Origin of the sequence: Frankia sp. R82 (assembly GCF_023716925.1) — a bacterium.
Taxonomy (GTDB): Bacteria; Actinomycetota; Actinomycetes; order Frankiales; family Frankiaceae; genus Frankia.
The window spans coordinates 26,272-45,170 of record NZ_JAMQQG010000047.1 but is presented as its reverse complement, the minus strand read 5'-3'; the positions used below and the strand labels follow the sequence as shown (position 1 = coordinate 45,170).

19 protein-coding genes are annotated in these 18,899 nt (G+C 72.3%); 8 read left to right on the top strand and 11 right to left on the bottom strand.

The features are described from left to right. The first annotated feature begins 310 nt into the window (after window positions 1–310). Window positions 311–1,705: an aldolase/citrate lyase family protein gene (locus ND747_RS12325; RefSeq protein ID WP_251733663.1), complete on the top strand. Its 1,395-nt coding sequence runs from the start codon at window positions 311–313 to the stop codon at window positions 1,703–1,705. Window positions 1,706–1,733: 28 nt separating this feature from the next. On the opposite strand, the gene ND747_RS12320 is transcribed toward ND747_RS12325, so the two are convergent. Continuing rightward, window positions 1,734–2,294 carry a DUF5994 family protein gene (locus ND747_RS12320; RefSeq protein WP_251733662.1) on the bottom strand — a complete coding sequence of 187 codons (561 nt, stop codon included), beginning with the start codon at window positions 2,292–2,294 and terminating at the stop codon, window positions 1,734–1,736. Window positions 2,295–2,635: 341 nt separating this feature from the next. On the opposite strand from ND747_RS12320, the gene ND747_RS12315 reads away from it, so the two are divergent. From ND747_RS12315 to ND747_RS12300, 4 genes are all read left to right on the top strand, one after another. Then, a complete protein-coding gene (locus ND747_RS12315) occupies window positions 2,636–3,784 on the top strand; it encodes an inorganic phosphate transporter (protein WP_251733661.1) in 1,149 nt (382 codons plus the stop codon). Window positions 3,785–3,866: 82 nt separating this feature from the next. Further along, complete coding sequence (locus tag ND747_RS12310; RefSeq protein ID WP_251733660.1) at window positions 3,867–4,133, top strand: hypothetical protein; 267 nt, start codon at window positions 3,867–3,869, stop codon at window positions 4,131–4,133. A 19-nt stretch (window positions 4,134–4,152) separates the two neighbouring features. Beyond that, a complete protein-coding gene (locus ND747_RS12305; protein WP_251733659.1) occupies window positions 4,153–4,458 on the top strand; it encodes a DUF3349 domain-containing protein in 306 nt (101 codons plus the stop codon). Window positions 4,459–4,562: 104 nt separating this feature from the next. Further along, window positions 4,563–5,294: an FMN-binding negative transcriptional regulator gene (locus ND747_RS12300; RefSeq protein WP_251733658.1), complete on the top strand. Its 732-nt coding sequence runs from the start codon at window positions 4,563–4,565 to the stop codon at window positions 5,292–5,294. Between the two features lie 6 nt (window positions 5,295–5,300). Here the strand turns inward: ND747_RS12300 and ND747_RS12295 are convergent, their stop codons facing one another. After that, window positions 5,301–6,236, bottom strand: coding sequence for a LysR family transcriptional regulator (locus ND747_RS12295; RefSeq protein WP_251733657.1), 936 nt, complete (start codon window positions 6,234–6,236; stop codon window positions 5,301–5,303). A 109-nt stretch (window positions 6,237–6,345) separates the two neighbouring features. Between ND747_RS12295 and ND747_RS12290 the strand changes: the two genes are divergently transcribed. After that, on the top strand, window positions 6,346–6,729 hold the full coding sequence (locus tag ND747_RS12290; protein ID WP_251733656.1) for a nuclear transport factor 2 family protein: 384 nt from the start codon (window positions 6,346–6,348) through the stop codon (window positions 6,727–6,729). Between the two features lie 36 nt (window positions 6,730–6,765). Here the strand turns inward: ND747_RS12290 and uraH are convergent, their stop codons facing one another. From uraH to allB, 3 genes are read right to left on the bottom strand one after another with little or no spacing between them, the layout of a single operon-like run. Beyond that, window positions 6,766–7,077, bottom strand: coding sequence for a hydroxyisourate hydrolase (gene uraH, locus ND747_RS12285; protein WP_251733655.1), 312 nt, complete (start codon window positions 7,075–7,077; stop codon window positions 6,766–6,768). Between the two features lie 4 nt (window positions 7,078–7,081). Continuing rightward, window positions 7,082–8,632 carry an allantoicase gene (locus tag ND747_RS12280; protein WP_251733654.1) on the bottom strand — a complete coding sequence of 517 codons (1,551 nt, stop codon included), beginning with the start codon at window positions 8,630–8,632 and terminating at the stop codon, window positions 7,082–7,084. A 33-nt stretch (window positions 8,633–8,665) separates the two neighbouring features. Next, window positions 8,666–10,063, bottom strand: a complete 1,398-nt coding sequence (gene allB / locus ND747_RS12275; protein WP_251733653.1) for an allantoinase AllB — start codon at window positions 10,061–10,063, stop codon at window positions 8,666–8,668. Between the two features lie 197 nt (window positions 10,064–10,260). On the opposite strand from allB, the gene ND747_RS12270 reads away from it, so the two are divergent. Beyond that, the gene (locus ND747_RS12270; protein WP_251733652.1) at window positions 10,261–11,421 is read left to right on the top strand and encodes an aromatic ring-hydroxylating dioxygenase subunit alpha; all 1,161 of its coding nucleotides are present in this window, start codon (window positions 10,261–10,263) and stop codon (window positions 11,419–11,421) included. Window positions 11,422–11,640: 219 nt separating this feature from the next. Here the strand turns inward: ND747_RS12270 and ND747_RS12265 are convergent, their stop codons facing one another. Next, window positions 11,641–12,042: a MarR family transcriptional regulator gene (locus tag ND747_RS12265; RefSeq protein ID WP_251733651.1), complete on the bottom strand. Its 402-nt coding sequence runs from the start codon at window positions 12,040–12,042 to the stop codon at window positions 11,641–11,643. Window positions 12,043–12,343: 301 nt separating this feature from the next. Here ND747_RS12265 and ND747_RS12260 point away from each other — a divergent pair, with 301 nt between their 5' ends. Further along, window positions 12,344–13,501, top strand: coding sequence for a hypothetical protein (locus ND747_RS12260; RefSeq protein WP_251733650.1), 1,158 nt, complete (start codon window positions 12,344–12,346; stop codon window positions 13,499–13,501). Here ND747_RS12260 and ND747_RS29340 read toward each other — a convergent pair. From ND747_RS29340 to ND747_RS12235, 5 genes are all read right to left on the bottom strand, one after another. After that, window positions 13,454–14,902, bottom strand: coding sequence for an adenine deaminase C-terminal domain-containing protein (locus tag ND747_RS29340; protein ID WP_308204611.1), 1,449 nt, complete (start codon window positions 14,900–14,902; stop codon window positions 13,454–13,456). The genes ND747_RS12260 and ND747_RS29340 overlap by 48 nt on opposite strands. Window positions 14,903–15,170: 268 nt before the next feature. Next, the gene (locus ND747_RS12250) at window positions 15,171–15,992 is read right to left on the bottom strand and encodes an ABC transporter permease subunit (protein ID WP_251733649.1); all 822 of its coding nucleotides are present in this window, start codon (window positions 15,990–15,992) and stop codon (window positions 15,171–15,173) included. Then, complete coding sequence (locus ND747_RS12245; protein ID WP_251733648.1) at window positions 15,989–16,837, bottom strand: ABC transporter permease; 849 nt, start codon at window positions 16,835–16,837, stop codon at window positions 15,989–15,991. The genes ND747_RS12250 and ND747_RS12245 overlap by 4 nt, the downstream gene beginning before the upstream one ends. Next, the gene (locus ND747_RS12240; RefSeq protein ID WP_251733647.1) at window positions 16,834–17,790 is read right to left on the bottom strand and encodes an ABC transporter ATP-binding protein; all 957 of its coding nucleotides are present in this window, start codon (window positions 17,788–17,790) and stop codon (window positions 16,834–16,836) included. Before ND747_RS12240 ends, ND747_RS12245 begins: the two co-directional genes overlap by 4 nt. Beyond that, a complete protein-coding gene (locus tag ND747_RS12235) occupies window positions 17,787–18,821 on the bottom strand; it encodes an ABC transporter substrate-binding protein (protein WP_374216215.1) in 1,035 nt (344 codons plus the stop codon). The genes ND747_RS12240 and ND747_RS12235 overlap by 4 nt, the downstream gene beginning before the upstream one ends. Window positions 18,822–18,899: the final 78 nt, after the last annotated feature.

Here is an 18,899-nt window from a genome sequence, read left to right as displayed (position 1 = left end):
GGATTGCAACTCCTCCGTCACGGAAAGCTTAAGACTGTCCGCAATCCGCGCCGATTGGCCTCGATCGGGTATATCAGCGCCAGGATTTGGTACAAAGCAAGGGGGCGCCTCACCGGACCACTCAGCGCGGACCCCATAGTGGACTCGGCAGGTGCCGCAACGGCCCTCGACGGGCCAGCCGAACCGCCGCCGTCGGCGCCGTGCATCGACCCCCCCGATCGGTGCACCCAGCGTCGGCGGCGGCCTCGGCCTGTCCCGGCCCGGCCTGCCCCACACCTGATCGGGAGGCCGGCGTGATCCGGCGGACGACATGAACCGCACGACGCTGCCGCTCGAGACGATCGCGCGGCTGACCGCAGTGCTCGAACCGCTCGACGCGGCGCTGGCCGCTCGCCATCCCGGGGCGTCCGCCGACGGTGGGCGCCAGCCGGTGCACACCTGCTACCTGCCGGCCGACCAGATGCGGGCGGACGTCGTCCCAGCATGGGGCGCCCAGGCCGCCCAGCTGTTGCGTCGGCATGCACCGGACCCGGCGGCGCTCGCCGTCGCCACCGGTGGCGACCCGACCGACACCGTCGCCGCTGCCGTTCATGCCCACGTGAGCCGTACGCTCGCCACCGAACCGGTCCAGGACCTGCGGGTGGATCTTGAGGATGGTTACGGTCTGCGCGCCGACGACGTCGAGGACGCCGACGCCGTCCGGGCCGCCCAGGCGCTGCGGGCCGCGGCGGTTGCCGGTACCCTGCCCACTCGTTACGGTCTGCGACCAAAGTCCCTGGACCCGGCCGTGCGGGCCCGAGGCCTGCGCAGCCTCGACCTGTTCCTGACCACGCTGGTCGGGGACGACGGGCCGCCGCCGGGGCTGGTCCTCACCGTGCCGAAGGTAAGTGCGCCCGAACAGGTGCGGGTGTTCGTCGACGTGCTGGCCGCGCTGGCCGCCCGGCTCGGCCTGCCGGTGCCGATCGGCATCGAGATCCAGGTGGAGACCCCGGCGGCCGTGCTTGCCCTGCCCGACCTCGTCCGCGCCGGCCTGGACCTGGGACGTGACCCCAACCCCGAGGCCGGTCACCACCTCGGCCGCGAGCGCGGGCGCGCCCAAGGCGTCGTCCCGGCCACCGGTCCGGCGGGGCGGCTCATCGGGCTGCATGTCGGCACCTACGACTATTCCGCGGCACTCGGGATCAGCGGTGCGGACCAGGCCGGCGACCATCCGTCGGTCGAGTACGCGACGACGATGATGCAGCTCGTGACCGCGGGCACCGGCATCGACGTCGCCGACGGTTCGTCGAACCTGCTGCCCGTCGACGAACGGCCCGGGACGGGCGGCGCCGACGTCCGTCGGGCCTGGCGCCGGCATGCCGATCTCGTCCGCCGAGCCTGGCACCGCGGGCTCTACCAGGGCTGGGACCTGCATCCGGGGCAGCTGGTGAGCCGGCATGCCGCCGTCGCCGGCTGTCTGCTCGCCGGCCTCGACGACGCACTTGCCCGGCTCGGCGCGTATGTCAGCGCCCGGGATGCCAGCGCCGGTGCTGGCCCGGTCGCCGACGAGCCGGCGACCGGGCGGGCGCTCGCCGGGCAGATCCTGCGGGCCCTGGACGCCGGGCTGGTCGACGACGCCGGGCTCGGATCCGTCGGGCTGCGCCGTACACAGGTGCACAGCCTGGTGCGGCAGCCCACGCACCGACCGGACTCACCGGCACGCTGAACGGCTCCGGCAGCTGAACGCGCGACCCTCACCCTGCGGTGCGCGGGATCGCCTCCGCCGGGTCGGCCGGTGCTGCGGCGGCTGCCCGCCGGAGCACCTCACGCGCACGTGCGGGTGAGGTGCCGGGCGCAATGACCAGCAGGTCGATCCAGGGCCGGGTGCCGGCCCCCAGCGTGACGACCCGGGGATCGAGGGTCCGGTACCAGCTCACCCGCAGCGGGGGCAGGCCGGGCCGGGCGAACCGCGTCGGTATGTCGGTCCAGGCATCGCCGTTCACCGACATCCGGGCAACCGTCCTGCCGGCCCGGGCCAATGCCGCGAGCAGCTCGGGGAGCTCGGCGGCGAGGTTCAGTGATCGCGGCCACCAGCTTCCGTCGTAACGCGGAAGAGCCTGGCCTGGTGTGGTGCGGGCCAGGGACAGGCGTGTTTCGTTCCCCATCGGCGAGAACTGCGCGGCCGGGACCACCGGCCGGCTGCCCGGCGCCGGTGAGGCGGCAGACGGCTTCGGTCGGCCCAGCGCACCGCCGTCGTCATCGAACCGATCGAGATCGACGCGGTCGAAAGGAGAGAAAACCTGGAGTGCCGTCATGACGGCCGCCTCACTCCGGCGTGCCCCGCCGGATGGCAACGACCGGCAACCACATCGACATCGCGCCGATATTGTGAAGTCGTCAGCCTACCCACAGTCTACCACCAAGGCCCACTCGGGCATCCCGTGCCGCCGTGAATGCTCGTTGCAAAACGCCAGGGCACCGCCCCGACCGGCCGCGGGAAAACCACTACCCAACCGGGTCCGACAGCCCGTAAACCGAACGAGTCTCGTGCATATCGTGAACAGCAGGCAAAGGACGCAGGACATCATCGTTCCGCAGTAGGCAGACAGTAGGGGACGGGTCGACACCGGCGTCCTTTGCGACTACAACGGTCGATGTGAACGACGGTGTACTGGCCCTGGTGGTCGTAACGGCTCTGGCCTTCGACTTCACAAACGGATTCCATGACACCGGCAACGCGATGGCAACGTCCATCGCGACCGGAGCCCTACCGCCCAAAGTAGCCGTGGCACTCTCCGGCGCCCTGAACCTCGTCGGCGCCTTCCTGTCGCTGAGCGTGGCCGCCACGATCGCAAGTGGCCTGGTCAACACCGGCGACGTGACGCTCACCGTCGTCTTCGCCGGCCTGGTTGGCGGAATCACCTGGAATCTGCTCACCTGGTTCTTCGGAATTCCGTCGAGCTCCTCGCACGCGCTTATCGGCGGCGTGATCGGCTCGACCATCGCGGCGGCCGGCAGCGGCGGGGTCAAATGGCACGGAGTCGTCTCGAAAGTCATCATTCCGGCTGGCCTGTCGCCCATCATCGCGGCGCTCATCGCCACGGTCGGCACCTATCTCATCTACCGCCTGAGCCGCAGCGTTCCCGACGGCACCCGCAACCACGGGTTCCGCATCGGGCAGATTGGTTCCGCCTCACTGGTGTCGCTCGCCCACGGCACGAACGACGCGCAGAAGACCATGGGAATCATCACGCTGGCGCTCATCGCCAACGGCACCCTCCACGCCGGCGCCGAGGCTCCGACCTGGGTCATCATCTCCTGCGCGATCGCGATCAGCGCCGGCACGTATCTCGGTGGCTGGCGGGTCATCCGCACCCTGGGCAAGGGCCTGGTCGAGATCGACTCACCCCAGGGCATGGCCGCCGAGTCGTCCTCGGCCGCGACGATCCTGCTGTCCAGCCACTTCGGCTACTCCCTGTCGACCACCCACGTCGCCACCGGTTCGATTCTGGGCACCGGCCTCGGGCGGCGCGGCGCCGAGGTGCGCTGGAGCGTCGCCGGCCGGATGGCCACCGCCTGGCTGCTCACCCTGCCCGCCGCCGGCCTGGTCGGCGCCGCCTGCTACGGCATCGCCGCCGGCATCGGTGGGACGGCCGGCGTCGCGGTGGTCTTCGTGGTGCTGGTGCTCGCCTGCGTCGCCCTGTACTGGCAGGCCCGCAAGACCCCGGTCAGCCACCACAACGTCAACGAGGAGTGGGACGGCGGCCTGGTTCCGGCCGACACCCGCGAGCCCGTCGCCGCCTGATGCCCTGCTTGCCATGCTTGCCCTGCTGCCCGGTGCTCCACCACCCGCTCCGCAGCCGCTACCACGAGAGGACGGGCTGGCTGTGAACTCCTGGATCGACCTCGACGCCCTGTGGAAGATCGTTGTCCTCGGCCTGGTAGCCGGCGCCGGCCTGCCCGCGCTGTTCGCCGTCGGCCTGCACGCCATCAGCCTCTCCGGCCGGGAAGGCGCTGCCACCACGGACGCGACCGGGGACGACGCGCGGATCATCGGGTCGAACCCGGTGGGTATCGCCGCCGGAGCGTTGTGCTTCGCCATCGTGCTCGCCGGCATCGGCTGGGGCATCTACTCCGTTGTCGCCGGAACCTGAGACAGGAACCGCCATCATCATGAGCAGCAGGCCGCTACCCCCGTTCCTGGCCTCGATCGTCGGCTGGCTGCGCGCCGGCTACCCCCAGGGTGTCCCCGAACGCGACTACCTTCCCCTGTTCGCTCTGCTGCGCCGCAAGCTGACCGCCGACGAGGTGGATGAGCTCGCCGCGACCCTGAGCGAGGGCGACGACCCCGCCTCGGTGCGCGCGATCCGCGCGGCGATCACCGCACTCACCAACGACTCCGCGCTCGACCAGGACATCGCCCGGGTCAGCGCTCGGCTGGCCGCCGGCGGCTGGCCGTTGGCCGAGCCGAACCGGTAGCCGGTAGCCGGTAGCCGGTAGCCGGTAGCCGGTAGCGCATAGGTAGCTACCGAGGATGGTGTCCGGCGGTTCCGCGGAACCGCCGTCGGCATACGATCACAGCCGTGTACGTGCCGCGCCCGTTCGAGCTGACCGAGCTCGACCAGGTCGTCGGGATGGTCGAGCAGATCGGTGCCGTCGACCTGGTCACCTTCGACGGCGAGGGTCTGGTTGCCACCCTCGTCCCCGTGATCTGGGATCGCACCCCCGTCCAGGCCGACCCGACGGTCGCCCACTCCAGTGATGACGATCCAGACGATGCGGCACCCGAGCGCCCCTGGGCCCCGCACGGGCGGCTACTCGGGCACATCGCCCGAGCCAACGGGCAGTGGCGTGGCGCCGATCCGACTGTCGCGGCGCTGGCGATCCTGCGCGGGCCGCAGACCTACGTCTCACCGTCCTGGTATGCCACCAAGGCCGAGCACGGCCGGGTCGTGCCGACCTGGAACCACATGTCCGTTCATTTCACCGGCCCGGTCGTGTTCCACCATGAGCCCGCCTGGCTGCGTGAGGTCGTCGCCCGCCTCACCGATCACCACGAGCGGCACCGCGAGCAGCCCTGGTCGGTGGACGACGCCCCCGAGGATTTCGTCACCGGCCAGCTGCGCGCCATCGTCGGCGTCGAGATCGCCGTCCGGTCGATCGTTGCGCAGGCGAAACTCAGCCAGAACCGCTCCCCCGCCGACCGCGCCAGCGTCCTCGCCGGGCTGCGGGACGCGGGTGAGGCCACCTCGCCGACCGCCGCTGCCGTCGCCGACCTGATGAGACGCTTCGGTCCAGCGGGCACCACCGGCTGATCAGGATCACCTCACCCCGCCGTCCTGGCTGTTCAGGCCGTCTCGGCCGTCCAGGCGGGCATCCAGGGCGAAGGTGCGGCGGCAGTGGCGGAGCAGGGCCTGCAGGGCGGGGCTGGGGGTGGCGGCCCAGACGAGGGCGAGCAGCGCGTGGGCCGGGGCGTCCTCGATGGGCAGCGTGCGCAGGCTGTCGCCGAGGCCGGCGGTCATGGACGCGGACAGGACCGCGACGCCGAGGCCGCGGGCGGCCAGATCCGCAACGGCCGCCGGCGCAGCCGCCTGGACGGCGAAACGCGGTCGGACACCCGCGGCGGCGCAGGAGCGCTCGAACACGGTGCGGATGCCGGTTCCGAGGGGCAGGCAGGCCAGCGGATGGGCGGTCAGCTCCGCCAGGGTGACGCTGGACCGCGCGGCCAGCGGATGGCCAGGAGCGACCGCGGCGACCAGCGGTTCGCCGAGTACGGGCAGCATCTGGGGATCCCGGGCGGCGTCGTCCGCGGCGGTACCGACCAGCGCCAGTTCCAGGATGCCGGCACGGACCTGCCCGATCAGGCGGTCCGAGGCGTCCTCGACCACACGCAGGTCGATGCCGGGATGGGCCTCGTGGAAGGCCGCCAGTGCCTCGAACCAGGGCTCGATTAGGCAGGACGTGACCATGCCGACGGCCAGGCGACCCCGGACGAGCCCGCGCACCTCGTCCACGGCACCGCGCACCGCGGCGACGGCGGCCAGGGCCTGCCGGGCATGCTCGAGGGCGGCCACGCCCGCGGTGGTGAGGGTGACGGTGCGGCCCGTTCGGTCGAGCAGGGCGGCGCCGAGCTCGTGCTCCAGCGCGCGGATCTGCGCGCTGACCCCCGACTGGCTGATGTGCACCCGCTCGGCCGCCCGGGTGAAGTTTGCCTCCTCGGTGACGGCGACGAAGTACTCCAACTGCCGCAGCTCCATAAGCACTGATTCTAGTTTCCATCAGATCCAGCCGTTGGACTTCTGATCCGCTCCGACAGAAGGTGGACATGGATCAGAGCACCCCAGGGAGAAACCGAGGAGGAAGCCCATGGCTTCGCAGCCGAACATGACGACCGCCCGGGAACGCGCCCACGCGCCAGAGGACCTGACCAGGCTGTTCGTCGAGCGGGCCAACGCCGGGGACGCCGCCGGCATCGCCGAGCTCTACGAGCCGGACGCGGTGATGGCCTACCCGCCGGGCGGGCGGACGGTGGGCCGCGAGGCCATCCGCGTCCGGTGGGAGCAGGTGCTCACGCACGCACCCCGCTTCGAGCCGGAGGAGCCGCTGCCCACCCTGGTCAGCGGGGACATCGCGCTGACGTCCACCGCACCCCGCGACGGCGCCGGCGCCCGCGCGCAGGTCGTGCGCCGCCAGCCGGACGGCACCTGGCTGCGCCTGCTCGACCAGCCCGAGTTCACTCCCACCGACTGAGCCGCCACGGCCAGCCGGCGGGATCAGCCGGCGGGATCAGCTGCCGCGATAGGTCGAGTAGCCGTAGGGGGCGAGCAGCAGCGGGACGTGGTGGGGCTCGGCCGGGTCGCTGACCTCGAAGGCGATCGTGACCTCGGGGAAGAAGGCCGAACGGGCGCTGGTGTCGAACACCAGTCGCCAGCGTCCGGGAGAGGTCAGGGGCAGGCCGGTGATCCGGCCGTCGGGATCGGTGCTGGCCTCGGCGACCAGGATCCAGCCGGCCGTGGGTTCGCCGCGTTCGAGACGCACGCGGATCTCGGCGGCCGGCTGGCCGAGCGCCGTGTCCAGCACATGGGTGGACAGGCCCATCCCGCTACGCCCCGGTGATCAGGTGGCGGATCCGCAGCGCCGTGATCTCCGCCTGCTGGCCGGCGGCGACGCGCAGTTCCTCAGCGGGATCGTGGGCCATCCGCTCCTGGAGCAGGTCCAGCATCTCCAGTGCGGTGCGGCCGGCCGCGCGGACCAGAAAGATATAGCCGAAGCGCTCCTCGTAGGCGGCGTTGCCGGCGACGAACGCGGCCTTGGTCTCCTCGGACGCCTCGTCCATCGCCGCCTGCTCCCGACGGGGGGCGTCAAGAGAGACGATGGAGGCCCGGGCGGTCGTCGGCGGCGCCGGAGTGCGGGGCGGACGCTCCCCGATCCGGGGATGCGCGGTGAACGCCTCGAACCAGGACGACTCAGGCACCTGCCACCATTCCTGCTCGGCAGCGGGCAGCAGGGCGGCGAGGGTACCGAAGGGGCGGCGGGCCACGACTGCCTCGGCCCAGTCCTCCGAGCCGCAGCAGGCCAGCAGTTCCTCGCGGGCGGCGTCCGGAGACAGCGCGTCGAACCAGCGCATGGCCAGCGCCTCCCGGCCGACGAGCGTCAGCGCGCCGGTCAGGCGCAGCCGGGCCAGACCGCCGTCAGGGATGGCGTCGAGGCGCACATGCGTGGCCTGGACGGGCACCTCCAGGTCGAACAGGTGGCGGGTGTTGGGCTGGACGCGGGTGCGGGGCAGCAGGGGGAACCAGCCGGTGACGGACTCGACATCGTCGGGATCGACCAGGTCGGGGCAGTCGGCCGCCCACAGTTCGACGGCGCGCGGGGCGTTGCCGCGAAAGTGGCGGGTATCGACCTCGGCCCGCACGATCTGGCCCTGGGTGGCCAGCCGGACCGTGGCCCAGTCGTGCCCGGTGCCACGGCGACGGCGGGTCTCCCAGCCCTCGCCCATGGCGCGGGCGTCGCCGGAGGCGTTGAGGTTGTGCCGGTCACCGTAGTGCATGTCACTGGCCGCGACGACGACCCCACCCAGATAGGCGGCGGCCAGATCGGAGGTGACCCGGTCGAACAGGCGGGGATCTGGCACGACCGTGCCATGCACCCGCAGCCGGGCGATGCCGCCGTCGGGGTGGATCGTCAGGCGCAGGTGGGTGATGCGGGTCTGGCCCTGTTCGGCCACGGGCAGCACGTTCACCGCATCCGCGGCGATGGGCGTGTGACCGACCAGCTCCACCCACTCCACCGCGGGGTCGGTGGCCTCGGCCGCGGACGGATAGCCGGCGAGCGTCGCCCCGTGGATCTCGACCGCCTCGGGGGCGTTGCCGGTGAAGTGCGTGGTGTCGACGGTGATCGCCCGGGCGATACCCGGTGCGCCGAGCCGGACCACAGCCCAGTCGGCCCCGGGCAGGTCACGGCGGCGCCGGGTCTCCCAGCCGTCGGTCCACTGGCCGCGTTCGGTGAACACCCCCGGCCGGATGATCGGCGGTTCGGACAGCAGCATCCGTTCGGCGAACGCGAAGAACTCGTCGTTGACGGCCACGACCGTACCGCCGAAACGGGCCGCGGCCAGATCGACGAGGTTGGTCAGATCGGGCTCGTCACTCATCAGGTTTCCCTCTTTCCGGGTCGACCGGGGCCGTCACCGTGCCAGCAGACGCCCCCGCGGTGGGCGGTCGCCGTCGGCGCGCACCCCCCGCAGGTAGGTCGCCCGGACCAGTCCGTCCAGGCTACGACCAGCGTAGGGGGTCAGCGGGTGACGGTGGCGCAGCATGGCGGGCTCCACCAGGTAGGACCCGTCGGGATCGAGGACGACGAGGTCCGCGTCGGCACCCACCTGGATACGCCCCTTGGCCGTCAGCCCGGCCAGATCCGCGGGTCCCGCGCACATCCAGGCGACCACGTCGGCGAGGCCGTGTCCGCGGGTACGGGCCTGGGTCCACACGGCGGACAGGCCGAGCTGCACGGATGCGATGCCGCCCCAGGCCGTGGCGAAGTCACCGGTGTCGATCCGCTTGACCTCGGGAGTCGACGGGGAGTGATCGCTGACGACCCCGGCGAGCAGGCCCTCGGCCAGCGCGTCCCACATCCGGTCCAGATTCTCTCTCCCCCGAATGGGTGGTGCGCATTTGAAGACAGTGGCCCCGTCGGGGACTTCCTCGGCGGTGAAGGTCAGGTAGTGCGGGCAGGTCTCCGCCGACAGCGCCAGCCCCTCCACCCGGGCGGCGAGCAGGTCGTCCAGGGCGTCGGCGGCCGACAGGTGCAGCACGTGCAGGCGCGCGCCGGTCGCCGCGGACAGCGCCGCCAGGCCCGCCACCGCCTGCTGTTCGGCGGCGGGGGGACGGGAGGCGAGCCAGCTCGCGAACGCCCGGCCGACCACCGGCGGCGCTGCCGCGAGCACCGCCGGGGACTCCGCATGCACCACGGTGAGGGCGTCCATCCGGGCGGTGTGGCGGGTGGCGGCGGCCAGCACGTCCATCGACACGTGCGGGAACTCCGCCACCCCCGAGGGGGCCAGGAACGCCTTGAAGCCGAACACCCCGGCGTCGTGCAGCGCGGCCAGGTCGTCGAGGTTGCGGGTGTCGGCGCCGATGATGCCGCCCCAGAACCCGACGTCCACGGCGATCTGCCCGGCGGCCACCGCCCGCTTGGTCTCCAGCGCCGCGAGCGACGTGGTCGGCGGGATGGCGTTCAGCGGCATGTCGATGATCGTGGTGACCCCGCCGGCGGCTGCCGCCCGGGTCGCGGTGGCGAACCCCTCCCACTCGGTGCGGCCGGGCTCGTTGACGTGCACGTGGCTGTCCACCACACCGGGCAGCAACGCCAGCGTGCCGAGGTCGGTGACCGGCGCGTTCGCGGGCACCTCGTCGAACGCGGTGATCGCGGCGATCCGCCCGGCCACGACGTGCACCGCCGCGGGCCGTTCGCCGTCCGGCAGGACCACCCGGCGCGAGCGCAGGACCCCGGCCCGTTCGGGGAGATCCTCCCCCGGACCGATGGTGGCCCGCTCGGGCGGTGCCGGCCGGTTCGGATCAGACATGACGGGCCTCCTTCTCAGAACGGGCCTCCCGGTAGGTCGACCGCCAGCAGGCCCGTCTCCGACACTCCGCCGCCGGCACCACCACCCCAGTATCGTCACCGAGTGTTACATGTTGACGGTCCACTCGAAACACCGGACGGTTTTGCTCAGGCGGGGCCAGGCGGGGCCAGCCCGAGACGAGCGCGAGGTGAACGGTGATGGCACGGTTGCTGCGCAACACCGAGCCGGCGCTACGGCACGGCTGGCATCCGGTGGCCCTCGCCGCCGAGGTCGGGGGCGTTCCCCTGCAGGTCCGGCTGCTGGGTGAACCCTGGGTCGTGGCCCGGTTGGGCGAAGCGCTGGTAGCGTTCGCCGACCGCTGCCCGCACCGGTTCGCACCGCTGTCCACCGGCCGGGTCGACGACGGTGAACTCGTCTGTGGCTATCACGGTTGGCGATTCGGCTCGGCTGGTGTGTGCACGGTGATCCCCGCACTCGGCGCCGGCGTCCCACCCCCCAGACGGGCCAGGGCCACCCCCGCCTGGGGGGTGGCCGAACGTCATGGCCTGGTCTGGATCGCCCCGGCGCAGCCGGTGGCCGACCTGATCGACCTGCCCGATGCGGACATGCCCGGTTTCGACGCGATGTGGCTGCCGCCCACACTCAGCACCGCCTGCGCTGGCCTGCTCGCCGACAACTTTCTGGACACGGCGCACTTCCCGTTCGTGCACGCCGCGACGATCGGTGCCGGCGAGGACACCCGGGTCGCTCCCTATCGGGTGCAGCCCGACGGCCCGGGTTTTGTGGTCCGGATGGACCAGGAGGTGGCCAATCCGGAGGATCCGCTGGTCGCCACCGGGGAGCATCCACGTGTGCAGCGACGCCGGTCGACCTACGCCTACCAGCCGCCGTTCATGCTGCGGCTCCGGCTGGAATATCCCGATGCCGCGACGACCAGCACCATCCTGTTCTGCCTGCAGCCGCAGGACGAGCACGCCACCCGGATCTTCACTCTGCTGCTGCGCGACGACCTCGGTGGTGACCCCGCCCGGATGGCCGAAGCCATCGCGTTCGAACAAGCCGTGCTCGACGAGGATCTCGCCCTGCTGGAACGCTTCGACCTCGCGGGCCTACCCCTGCCCGGCACGGACGACGCGTCCGGCGATGGCCGCACACCTGGCCGGAGGCGGAGGTGCGCGGACGGAGGGTGGACAGGCGGCGAAGGGTGGGCAGGCGAGGATGTGAGCATTCGGGCCGACGCCGCCGGCGTAGCGCTGCGTCGCGCACTCGCGGAGCTGGTCGCTCGCCGGGGAAGCCTCGACGGGGCCGACGCGCCGCCTGACCAGGCGACGACACTGCCGGCAGCTACCAGGAGCTAGTGCGCCGTCCATGAACGTCGCCGGTTGTGGCCGGGGCGCCGGGGTGCTGGGGTGACCGCGGGCGCATCCTCCGGGGCCGGAGGCAGCCACCCGGCCCGCCGAAGCCGACAACAGCCCGTGACGGCGGCGAGATCGGCCGTCGACACCAGCCCCGCGGGGCCATGGTGACCGGGAAGCACCGGAGAGTGCCGACGGACGGCAGTGGAGGCCAGCCAGTAGCTACCAGGAGCTGGAGATCTCGTCCAGCAGCTCGGCGATCCGCTCCAGCAGCACCGCACCCTCCTGGTGCTGCTGGGGGGTGAGGCTGGCGATGAACCGCGCCTCGGAGGTGCGCACCACGCGCTGCTTGGCCGCCAGTGCCTGCTCGCCCGCCGCGGTCAGATGAACCGCGACCTGACGGCGGTCATACTCGGAGGCCACCCGCTCGACCAGGCCCGATCGGACCAGGTTCGTCACCGCGCGGGTGGCCGTCGGGCCGCTCACGCCGGCGCTGATCGCGAGGTCCGACATCGTCAGCGAGCCGCCCCGCAGCGGTGCCATGATGATGAACTGCGCGATCGACAGACCACTGCCGTCCTGCCGCTGGGTGGCGCGACCGCGGGCGCGCTGCACCGCGCGCACCAGTTCCCGCCAGGCCGCGAGGAAGTTCTCGCCGTCGTCCTGCTCCTCGGCGCCCGTGTGCTGCTCGATGGCTCTGTTCCCTCGCTCACCCGTAGAAGGGCGAGCTTAGGACATCTGTCCACCAGAAGTCCCCTTGATGGCCGCGCGGCAGCGTGTTCGCAACCGCGGATATCCGACACCTCACGTCGACGATCGCACCCCCGAACGGCCTGGTACCACGCCTACGATGAGATCTCCGCGGCCACGACCTGAGATCGGTGGGGCGGGACCAGGAGGCGCGGGGCCAGGAGGCGCGGGCGGCATGGCGGGCTGGGGTGTACCGGTGATTGCCGGGGCCACATGGTCGGATCTGGACCCACGGGAGTTCGCCCGGCTGCGCCGCCTGGTCAGCGCCGCGGGTCGGCGTGCCGATGCCACGCTGGCCGCGTTGTCGGACCGTGAGATCGCCGAGGCGCTCGGCGTGGTGCGCCCCCGGCCGACCGATTCCGCCAGCAGCGGCTCCGCGGCGCAGACCGCGGCGGCGGCGGAGCTGCGGCCGGAGGCGCTGTTGCTGTTCGGTCGTCCGGACGCGATCCGCTGGTTCCTGCCGCAGCATGAGGCGGCGATACAGGTGCTGCGCGGCGACGTGGTGGAGGCGAACGACTTCTTTCACTGGCCGCTGTTCCGGCTGGCCGAGGAACTGCTCGCCCGGTGCCGGGCCCGCAGCACCACCCGGGTCATCCGGTACGAACTGGTCCGGTTGGGGGTGCCGGACTGGTCCGAAGCGGCATTGCGGGAGCTGCTCACCAACGCCCTGATCCATCGGGACTATGCAGTTCCCGGGGTGGTGTACGTCCGGTGCGGTGACAGCGGCATCGCGATCACCAATCCGGTGGATCCGGCTGCCACGGCCCGGCCCGGGGCAGCCCTGACCGGCGTGCCACAGGCCCCGAACGCCCTGCTCGTGGATGCCTTCCGGCGCGCTGGAATCGCCGGTCGCACCGGTGGTGGCATCGGGCGTGCCGTCGCCGACCAGCTGCGACTCGGGCTCGCCGCCCCCCGCTTCGACCACCCGGACGCGCGGTCGGTTGTCGCCGAGCTGCCCGCGCAGCCAGCGGACCTGGCCTTCGCCCGGTTCGTCGTCGCCCGGGAACGCCTCGGCCACCCCCTTGACCGCGCCGACCTGCAGCTGCTCACCGCGGTGCTGCACCGGGCCCCGCTACGCACCGCGGACGCGGCGGCACTGCTCACCACGGACCGGGGCCGGGCCCGGGCGAAACTGTTCGGCCTGCTGTGCGCGGGCCTGGTCACCGTCCACTCCGACGCCTCGGGACGCACCTGGCATCCCACCGCGAAGCTGCGCAGCGACCTGCACGACAGCGCCACCCACGTCCGCGCCCAGCTCGCACCGGCCCGCCCGGACGGCGGCCGGTCAGGGACGGGTGTGCAGCAGGCAGCCGAAGCCGGCCAGGGTTCGTAGCGGTCGCGGCAGGCGGCAGCCCAGGTCGGCGGCGGCGGCGTCGGCGGCGGCCAGTTCGCCGAGCACCGCCTCCCAGGGTGCGTCACTCATGAGGCCGAGCAGCGGCAGCGGGCACGCCGCCCGCACCCAGCCCTGATCGACCACGACGAAGCCACCGCCCATCCCCTCGACGGCCCGCGCCGCGGTGAGCATGTCGTCATCACTCGTCCCGATGACGATGACCTGCCCGGGCGCCTGCGCCGTGGTGAACCCGAGCGCGCCGCGGACCAGCCCACAGCCGCGGACCAGGCCCACCTCCACCGTGATCGCCTCCGCCGGACCGCCGATGACGGCGACCTTCTGCAGGTCGCGGGACGGGTCGGCGACCGGCCGCCCACCGCGGGCGGTCGGGGCCAGCCGGACGATCCGCAGCCCATGGCGGGCCAGCGACCCCGACCCGCCGGACTCGATGCTCACCGCGGCGGCACCGCCCAGAGCCGCACCCTCCAGGACTGCACCCAGGCGGGCGGAACCGTCCGCGACGGGCCAGGCCGGAACCGGACAGGGAAAGGAGCCGGCGTGCAGGGTCTCCGGCAGCCGGATCCGCCCGATCGCCCAGGCCGGCGTGGGGTCGAGGTTGTCGAACAGGGGGCGGCCGGCCTCGGCGGCGATGCGACCGCCGACGACCACGACGTCGGGTGGGGTGGCACTGGCCAGGTCGGCGACGACCTGCAGGTCGGCGAGCCGGGTCGGGGCAAGCGAGCCGAGGATGTGGTCCACCCCATGCTGGCGGGCGGGGCGCAGGGTGACCCGACGGATCGCGTCCAGGGGATTCGTTCCCCGTTGGACGGCCTGGTGGACCTCGTGGTCGAGATGGCCGCGGGCGGCGAGCTCGGCGACCGTCCTGGGCTCGGCGTCCACCGCCTCGGTTGCGTCCCTCGAACGGGCCGTGTCCCCCGGAAGGGCCGTGTCCCCCGGAAGGGCCAGGATCCGCAGCGGAGTCGTCGATCCGGTCGCGAAGTGGGCGCCGGCCGACCCGCCGAAGGCGGCCAGTGCCGTCGGGTCGACGAGCAGGGTGCCGGTGCCGCGCGGCACGAGCAGGCGGGCCAGTTCGCCCGGGCGCAGCAGGGTGTCCTCGATCCGCAGGCCCGCATCGACGTAGGCGGGCAGGACATACCGGCCCTCGGCGTCCAGCGAACGCCGGCCGCCGAGGGCTCCCGGCCTGGTCACGGCAGCGATGTGCCGTCCGACGATGAGGATGTCGCGTTCGAGGACGGTCTGGTCGTGCACCACCACGACGAGACCGCCACGCACGACCAGGTCGGCGTCCTCGTCCCCGGCGGCCACCCGGAGCAGCCGCGCGACCTGGGCCGCCGACGGAACGAGCCGGTCGACGCCGAGGGCCGGTGCTGCCGACCGCACGGGCGGCTCCCCCGGTCGGGCGGGGGGATCATCCCGGTCGGCCCCCGGCATCACCGTTGGTGACTGGGTGCGTGCCGGGGCGTGCGGGGGTGTCGACATCAGCCGGGGTCCGCGGCTGGTGCGTACGACGTTCACATGCCGTCCCTCACTACGGGGGCCACAACAACAGGGGCTGCGACGATCAGGGCCACAACGGTTGGGATGACAACGGTTGGGATGGGTCGAAGAAGCGTGGGATCGAAGGGTCGGGAAGCTGGGAGGATGCCGGTCAGCGTCCGGGGCGGCTCCCGGCGGGGTTCGGTCCGTACCGGGCGAGGACGATCGCCTCGACGAAGCCGACGACGGCGTACAGCACGACGCTGGCCACGGTCACCACCACGACGGACGCCCACACCCCGCCGTAGTCGAAGGTCTGCTGGGCGCGCTGCATGTAGTAGCCGAGGCCCTGCCCGGTGGCCAGCCATTCGGCGAGCAGCGCGCCGATGATCGCTCCCGGGACGGCGATCCGGGCCGAGACGAACAACGCCGGCAGGGCGCTGGGCAGTGACACCTTGCGCAGCACCGTCGCCGGACCGCCGCCGTAGGCGCGGACGAGGTCGGCGGCGGCCGGCGGCCCGGAGCGCAGGCCGAAGGTCAGGTTGACCAGCGACGGGAAGAACACGATGATCCCCGCGATCACCCCGACGGCCGTGGGGCCACGGCCGAACACCAGGGTGAGCAGCGGGATCATCGCGACCAGCGGCACCGAGCGCAGCATCATCGCGACCGGCATCAGCGCCCGTTCCACCGGGCGGGCCAGCACGAACGTCACGGCCACGACGATCGCCGCCACCGTTCCGAACAGGTAGCCGAGTCCGGCGTCGCCGAGGGTGTGCCACAGCCCGTCCAGGATGACCTTACGGCTCGCCGGTGCCCGCCGGGCGGTGAACAGGTACTCCCACACCGCCTGCGGGTCCTTCGCGACCAGCGAGTCGAGGTCGAACACGGAGATGAACGCGTACCACAGTCCGATGATCACCGCGGCCGAGGCGACGACGGCCAGCACCGTACGTCCCACCCGGACGAGGGCGGCGGCGAGCAGGCCGTTCACCGCCCACCGCCCGGGTTCCCCCGGGGCGCCCACGGGGTGAGCAGCCGCGCGGCAAGCGACGTGGCCGCGTAGCCCAGGCCCGCGACCGCGGCGGCGACGACAGCCAGTGCCCAGGTCCGCGGCACCTCCAGGGCCTGCTGGGAGTGGACCATGGCCACGCCCAGACCCCGGTCGGCGCCGAGGAACTCGCCGATGATGGCGCCGAGCACCGCGGCGGGCGCGGCGATCTGCAGCCCGGCGAAGGTGCTCGGCAGCGCCGAGCGCAGGCGCACCAGGCGCAGCTGCGCCCACGTCCCGCCACCGCTGGCCCGGACCAGGTCGAGGCTGGCCGGGTCGGCGGCGCGCAGGCCCAGCAGGGTGGCGACCAGGGTGGTGAAGAACACCGAGATGCCGGCCAGCGCGATCTGCGGGGTACGCCCGTCGAAGACGGTGGTCAGAATCGGGCCGATGGCGATGACCGGCAGGCAGTAGGACGCCACCCCGATCTGCAGCAGCACCCGTTCCACGATCGGCACGCCGAACACCAGCACGGCGAGTCCGATCGCGAGCCCGTTGCCGATGAGCCAGCCCTGCAGCGCGATGCCGCCGGTGGAACGGGCGGAGGTCCACATCAGCCGGTGGTCGTCCCACAGTGCCCGCACGACCTGCCAGGGCGTGGGCACCGCGCCGCCGTCGTCGAGCACGGTCACCGCCAGCAGCCACCACAGCGCGAGCAGACCGATCATGCCGGCCGCGGCCGTCGCCCACGAGCGCAGGTCGAGGCGGCCGGGCACGCCACCCCGCCCGCCGCCATCCGGTGCCGTGCCGGTGGCGGCGCCGAGCACGGCGTCCTGCACCGTCGTCATGCGCCGCTGCCGACCGGGTCCGCCAGCAGCGCGCCCGGCTGGTCACCGCCGGCGAACAGCAGGGCGGACAGCTCGTCGTGCAGGGCGTGGAAACGCGGCGAGCGCAGCATCTGCGGGGTGCGCGGGCGGGGCAGGTCGATGTCGACGAGCGCGGCGATCCGGCCCGGCCGCGACGTCATCACGGCGACGGTGTCCGAGAGGATCACCGCCTCCGGGATGGAGTGGGTGACCAGCACCGTCGTCGTCGACCGGGCGCTCCAGATCCGCAGCAGCTCGAAGTTCAGCCGCTGGCGGGTCATGTCGTCCAGTGCCCCGAACGGCTCGTCGAGCAGCAGGATCCGCGGTTCGACGACGAGGGCGCGCGCGATCGCGACCCGCTGACGCATCCCGCCGGACAGCTGGGCCGGGCGGGCCTTCTCGAACCCGGTGAGTCCCACCAGCTCGATCAGGTCCGCGATCACCGAGCGGTCCGCCTTCACCCCGCCGACCTCGAGCGGCAGGCGGATGTTGGCCTCGACCGACCGCCAGGGCAGCAGCGCCGCGTCCTGGAAGGCGATGCCGAGATGGTGCCCGCGCCGGGCGGTGGCCGGCGGCTCGCCGTGCACGAGCACCTCGCCGCCGCTGGGCGTCTCGAGGTCCGCGAGGATGCGCAGCACCGTCGACTTCCCGCAGCCGGACGGGCCGATCAGGGTGAGGAACGAGCCCTGCGCGGTGGCGAGGTTGACGTCGTCCAGGGCCAGCACGCCGCGGCGCCCAAGCCGGAACTCCTTGCGCAGCCCCACCACCCGCACGCCGGAACCCGCGCCGGGCTCACCCACGCCCTCGGACGGTTCCGCGGAACCGGATCCGGCCGCGGACGGGGGCGCGGGGACGGTACCGGGCCCGGGTTCGGGAGCGGGCGGAACCGGCGGTCCGTCGACCGGCTTCGGCGAGGGTGCGGCGGCGGCGCTCATACGAGTTCCGGCTTCTCCTTGTACAGCTCGGCGAGGATGGACAGGTCGAACAGTTCCTCCGCGGTGATGTCGACGCCACCGATCTTCAGGGTGGCGATGTTCTCCTCGACCAGCTGGTCGGTGACGGTGAACAGGCCGTTCTTCGTCGTGACCTCGGTGCGGATGAGCTTGTTCTGGTCGGCGCTCTCGAGCTTCTGTTCGGCCTCGTCGAGGCCGAGGTCCTTGCCGTAGACGGTGGTGGCGAGCCGCGCGCCGAGCGCCGCGTCGGCGGTGGCGTCCTTCCAGCCGCGGATCTCCGCGGTGAGGGCGGCCTTCACCTTGTCCCGGTTCCTGGCGATGGACTCGTTACTGACCATGAATGTCTCGGATACCAGCGGATAGTTGTGGTCGGCGAGCATGAACGTGGTGACGTCATAGCCCTTCACCCGCAACGAGTTCGGTTCGTTCGTCACAAAAGAAAACCAGCCGTCGACCGTGCCCGTGGTCAACGGCAGCGGGTCGAACTCGACCGGCACCTTCGTGATCGAGGACGGATCGAGCTTGTTCGCCTTGAGGAAGGCCGACCACACGGACTCGTTGGTGGCCTGCACACCGATCTTCTTGCCGATCATCGCCTGCGGGGTGGTGATGGGCGACTTCGACAGCGACATGATGGCGAACGGGTTCTTCTGGTACTGCGCCCCGACGATCTTCAGTGGCGCACCCTGCGTGATCGCGTTCGCGGTGATGTCCGGCGAGGAGATGCCGATGAAGGCCTTGCCGGTGGCGACGTCGGTGTCCTGCGGAGTCGCCGAGGCCCCGCCGGCCATCAGGTTGACGCCGGAGAAGCCGGCCGCCTTGTAGTAGCCGCGCTGGTCGGCGATGTACTCGCCGGCGAACTCGACGTTCTTGATCCACGACAGCCGGACGGCCAGCAGGCCGAACGAGCCGGCGCTCGCGCTCGTGTCACCGCCGTCGCTGTCGCTGCCACACGCCGCGAGCAGCCCCCCACCGCCCACGCCCAGCAGCGTCGCCCCGGCGGTCACGCCCACACCCCGACGGAGAAAACCCCGCCGATCCAGACCTGTTCGCACCAAACCCCCAACGTCGTCCGGCTCACCGACCCGACG

Bases quoted from the DNA above. Each gene is read 5' to 3' on its own strand.
- ND747_RS12325 (WP_251733663.1), top strand. From the start codon at position 311: ATGAACCGCACGACGCTGCCGCTCGAGACGATCGCGCGGCTGACCGCA.
- ND747_RS12320 (WP_251733662.1), bottom strand. From the start codon at position 2,294: ATGACGGCACTCCAGGTTTTCTCTCCTTTCGACCGCGTCGATCTCGAT.
- ND747_RS12305 (WP_251733659.1), top strand. From the start codon at position 4,153: ATGAGCAGCAGGCCGCTACCCCCGTTCCTGGCCTCGATCGTCGGCTGG.
- ND747_RS12295 (WP_251733657.1), bottom strand. From the start codon at position 6,236: ATGGAGCTGCGGCAGTTGGAGTACTTCGTCGCCGTCACCGAGGAGGCA.
- ND747_RS12290 (WP_251733656.1), top strand. From the start codon at position 6,346: ATGGCTTCGCAGCCGAACATGACGACCGCCCGGGAACGCGCCCACGCG.
- uraH (WP_251733655.1), bottom strand. From the start codon at position 7,077: ATGGGCCTGTCCACCCATGTGCTGGACACGGCGCTCGGCCAGCCGGCC.
- ND747_RS12280 (WP_251733654.1), bottom strand. From the start codon at position 8,632: ATGAGTGACGAGCCCGATCTGACCAACCTCGTCGATCTGGCCGCGGCC.
- allB (WP_251733653.1), bottom strand. From the start codon at position 10,063: ATGTCTGATCCGAACCGGCCGGCACCGCCCGAGCGGGCCACCATCGGT.
- ND747_RS12270 (WP_251733652.1), top strand. From the start codon at position 10,261: ATGGCACGGTTGCTGCGCAACACCGAGCCGGCGCTACGGCACGGCTGG.
- ND747_RS12260 (WP_251733650.1), top strand. From the start codon at position 12,344: ATGGCGGGCTGGGGTGTACCGGTGATTGCCGGGGCCACATGGTCGGAT.
- ND747_RS12245 (WP_251733648.1), bottom strand. From the start codon at position 16,837: ATGACGACGGTGCAGGACGCCGTGCTCGGCGCCGCCACCGGCACGGCA.
- ND747_RS12240 (WP_251733647.1), bottom strand. From the start codon at position 17,790: ATGAGCGCCGCCGCCGCACCCTCGCCGAAGCCGGTCGACGGACCGCCG.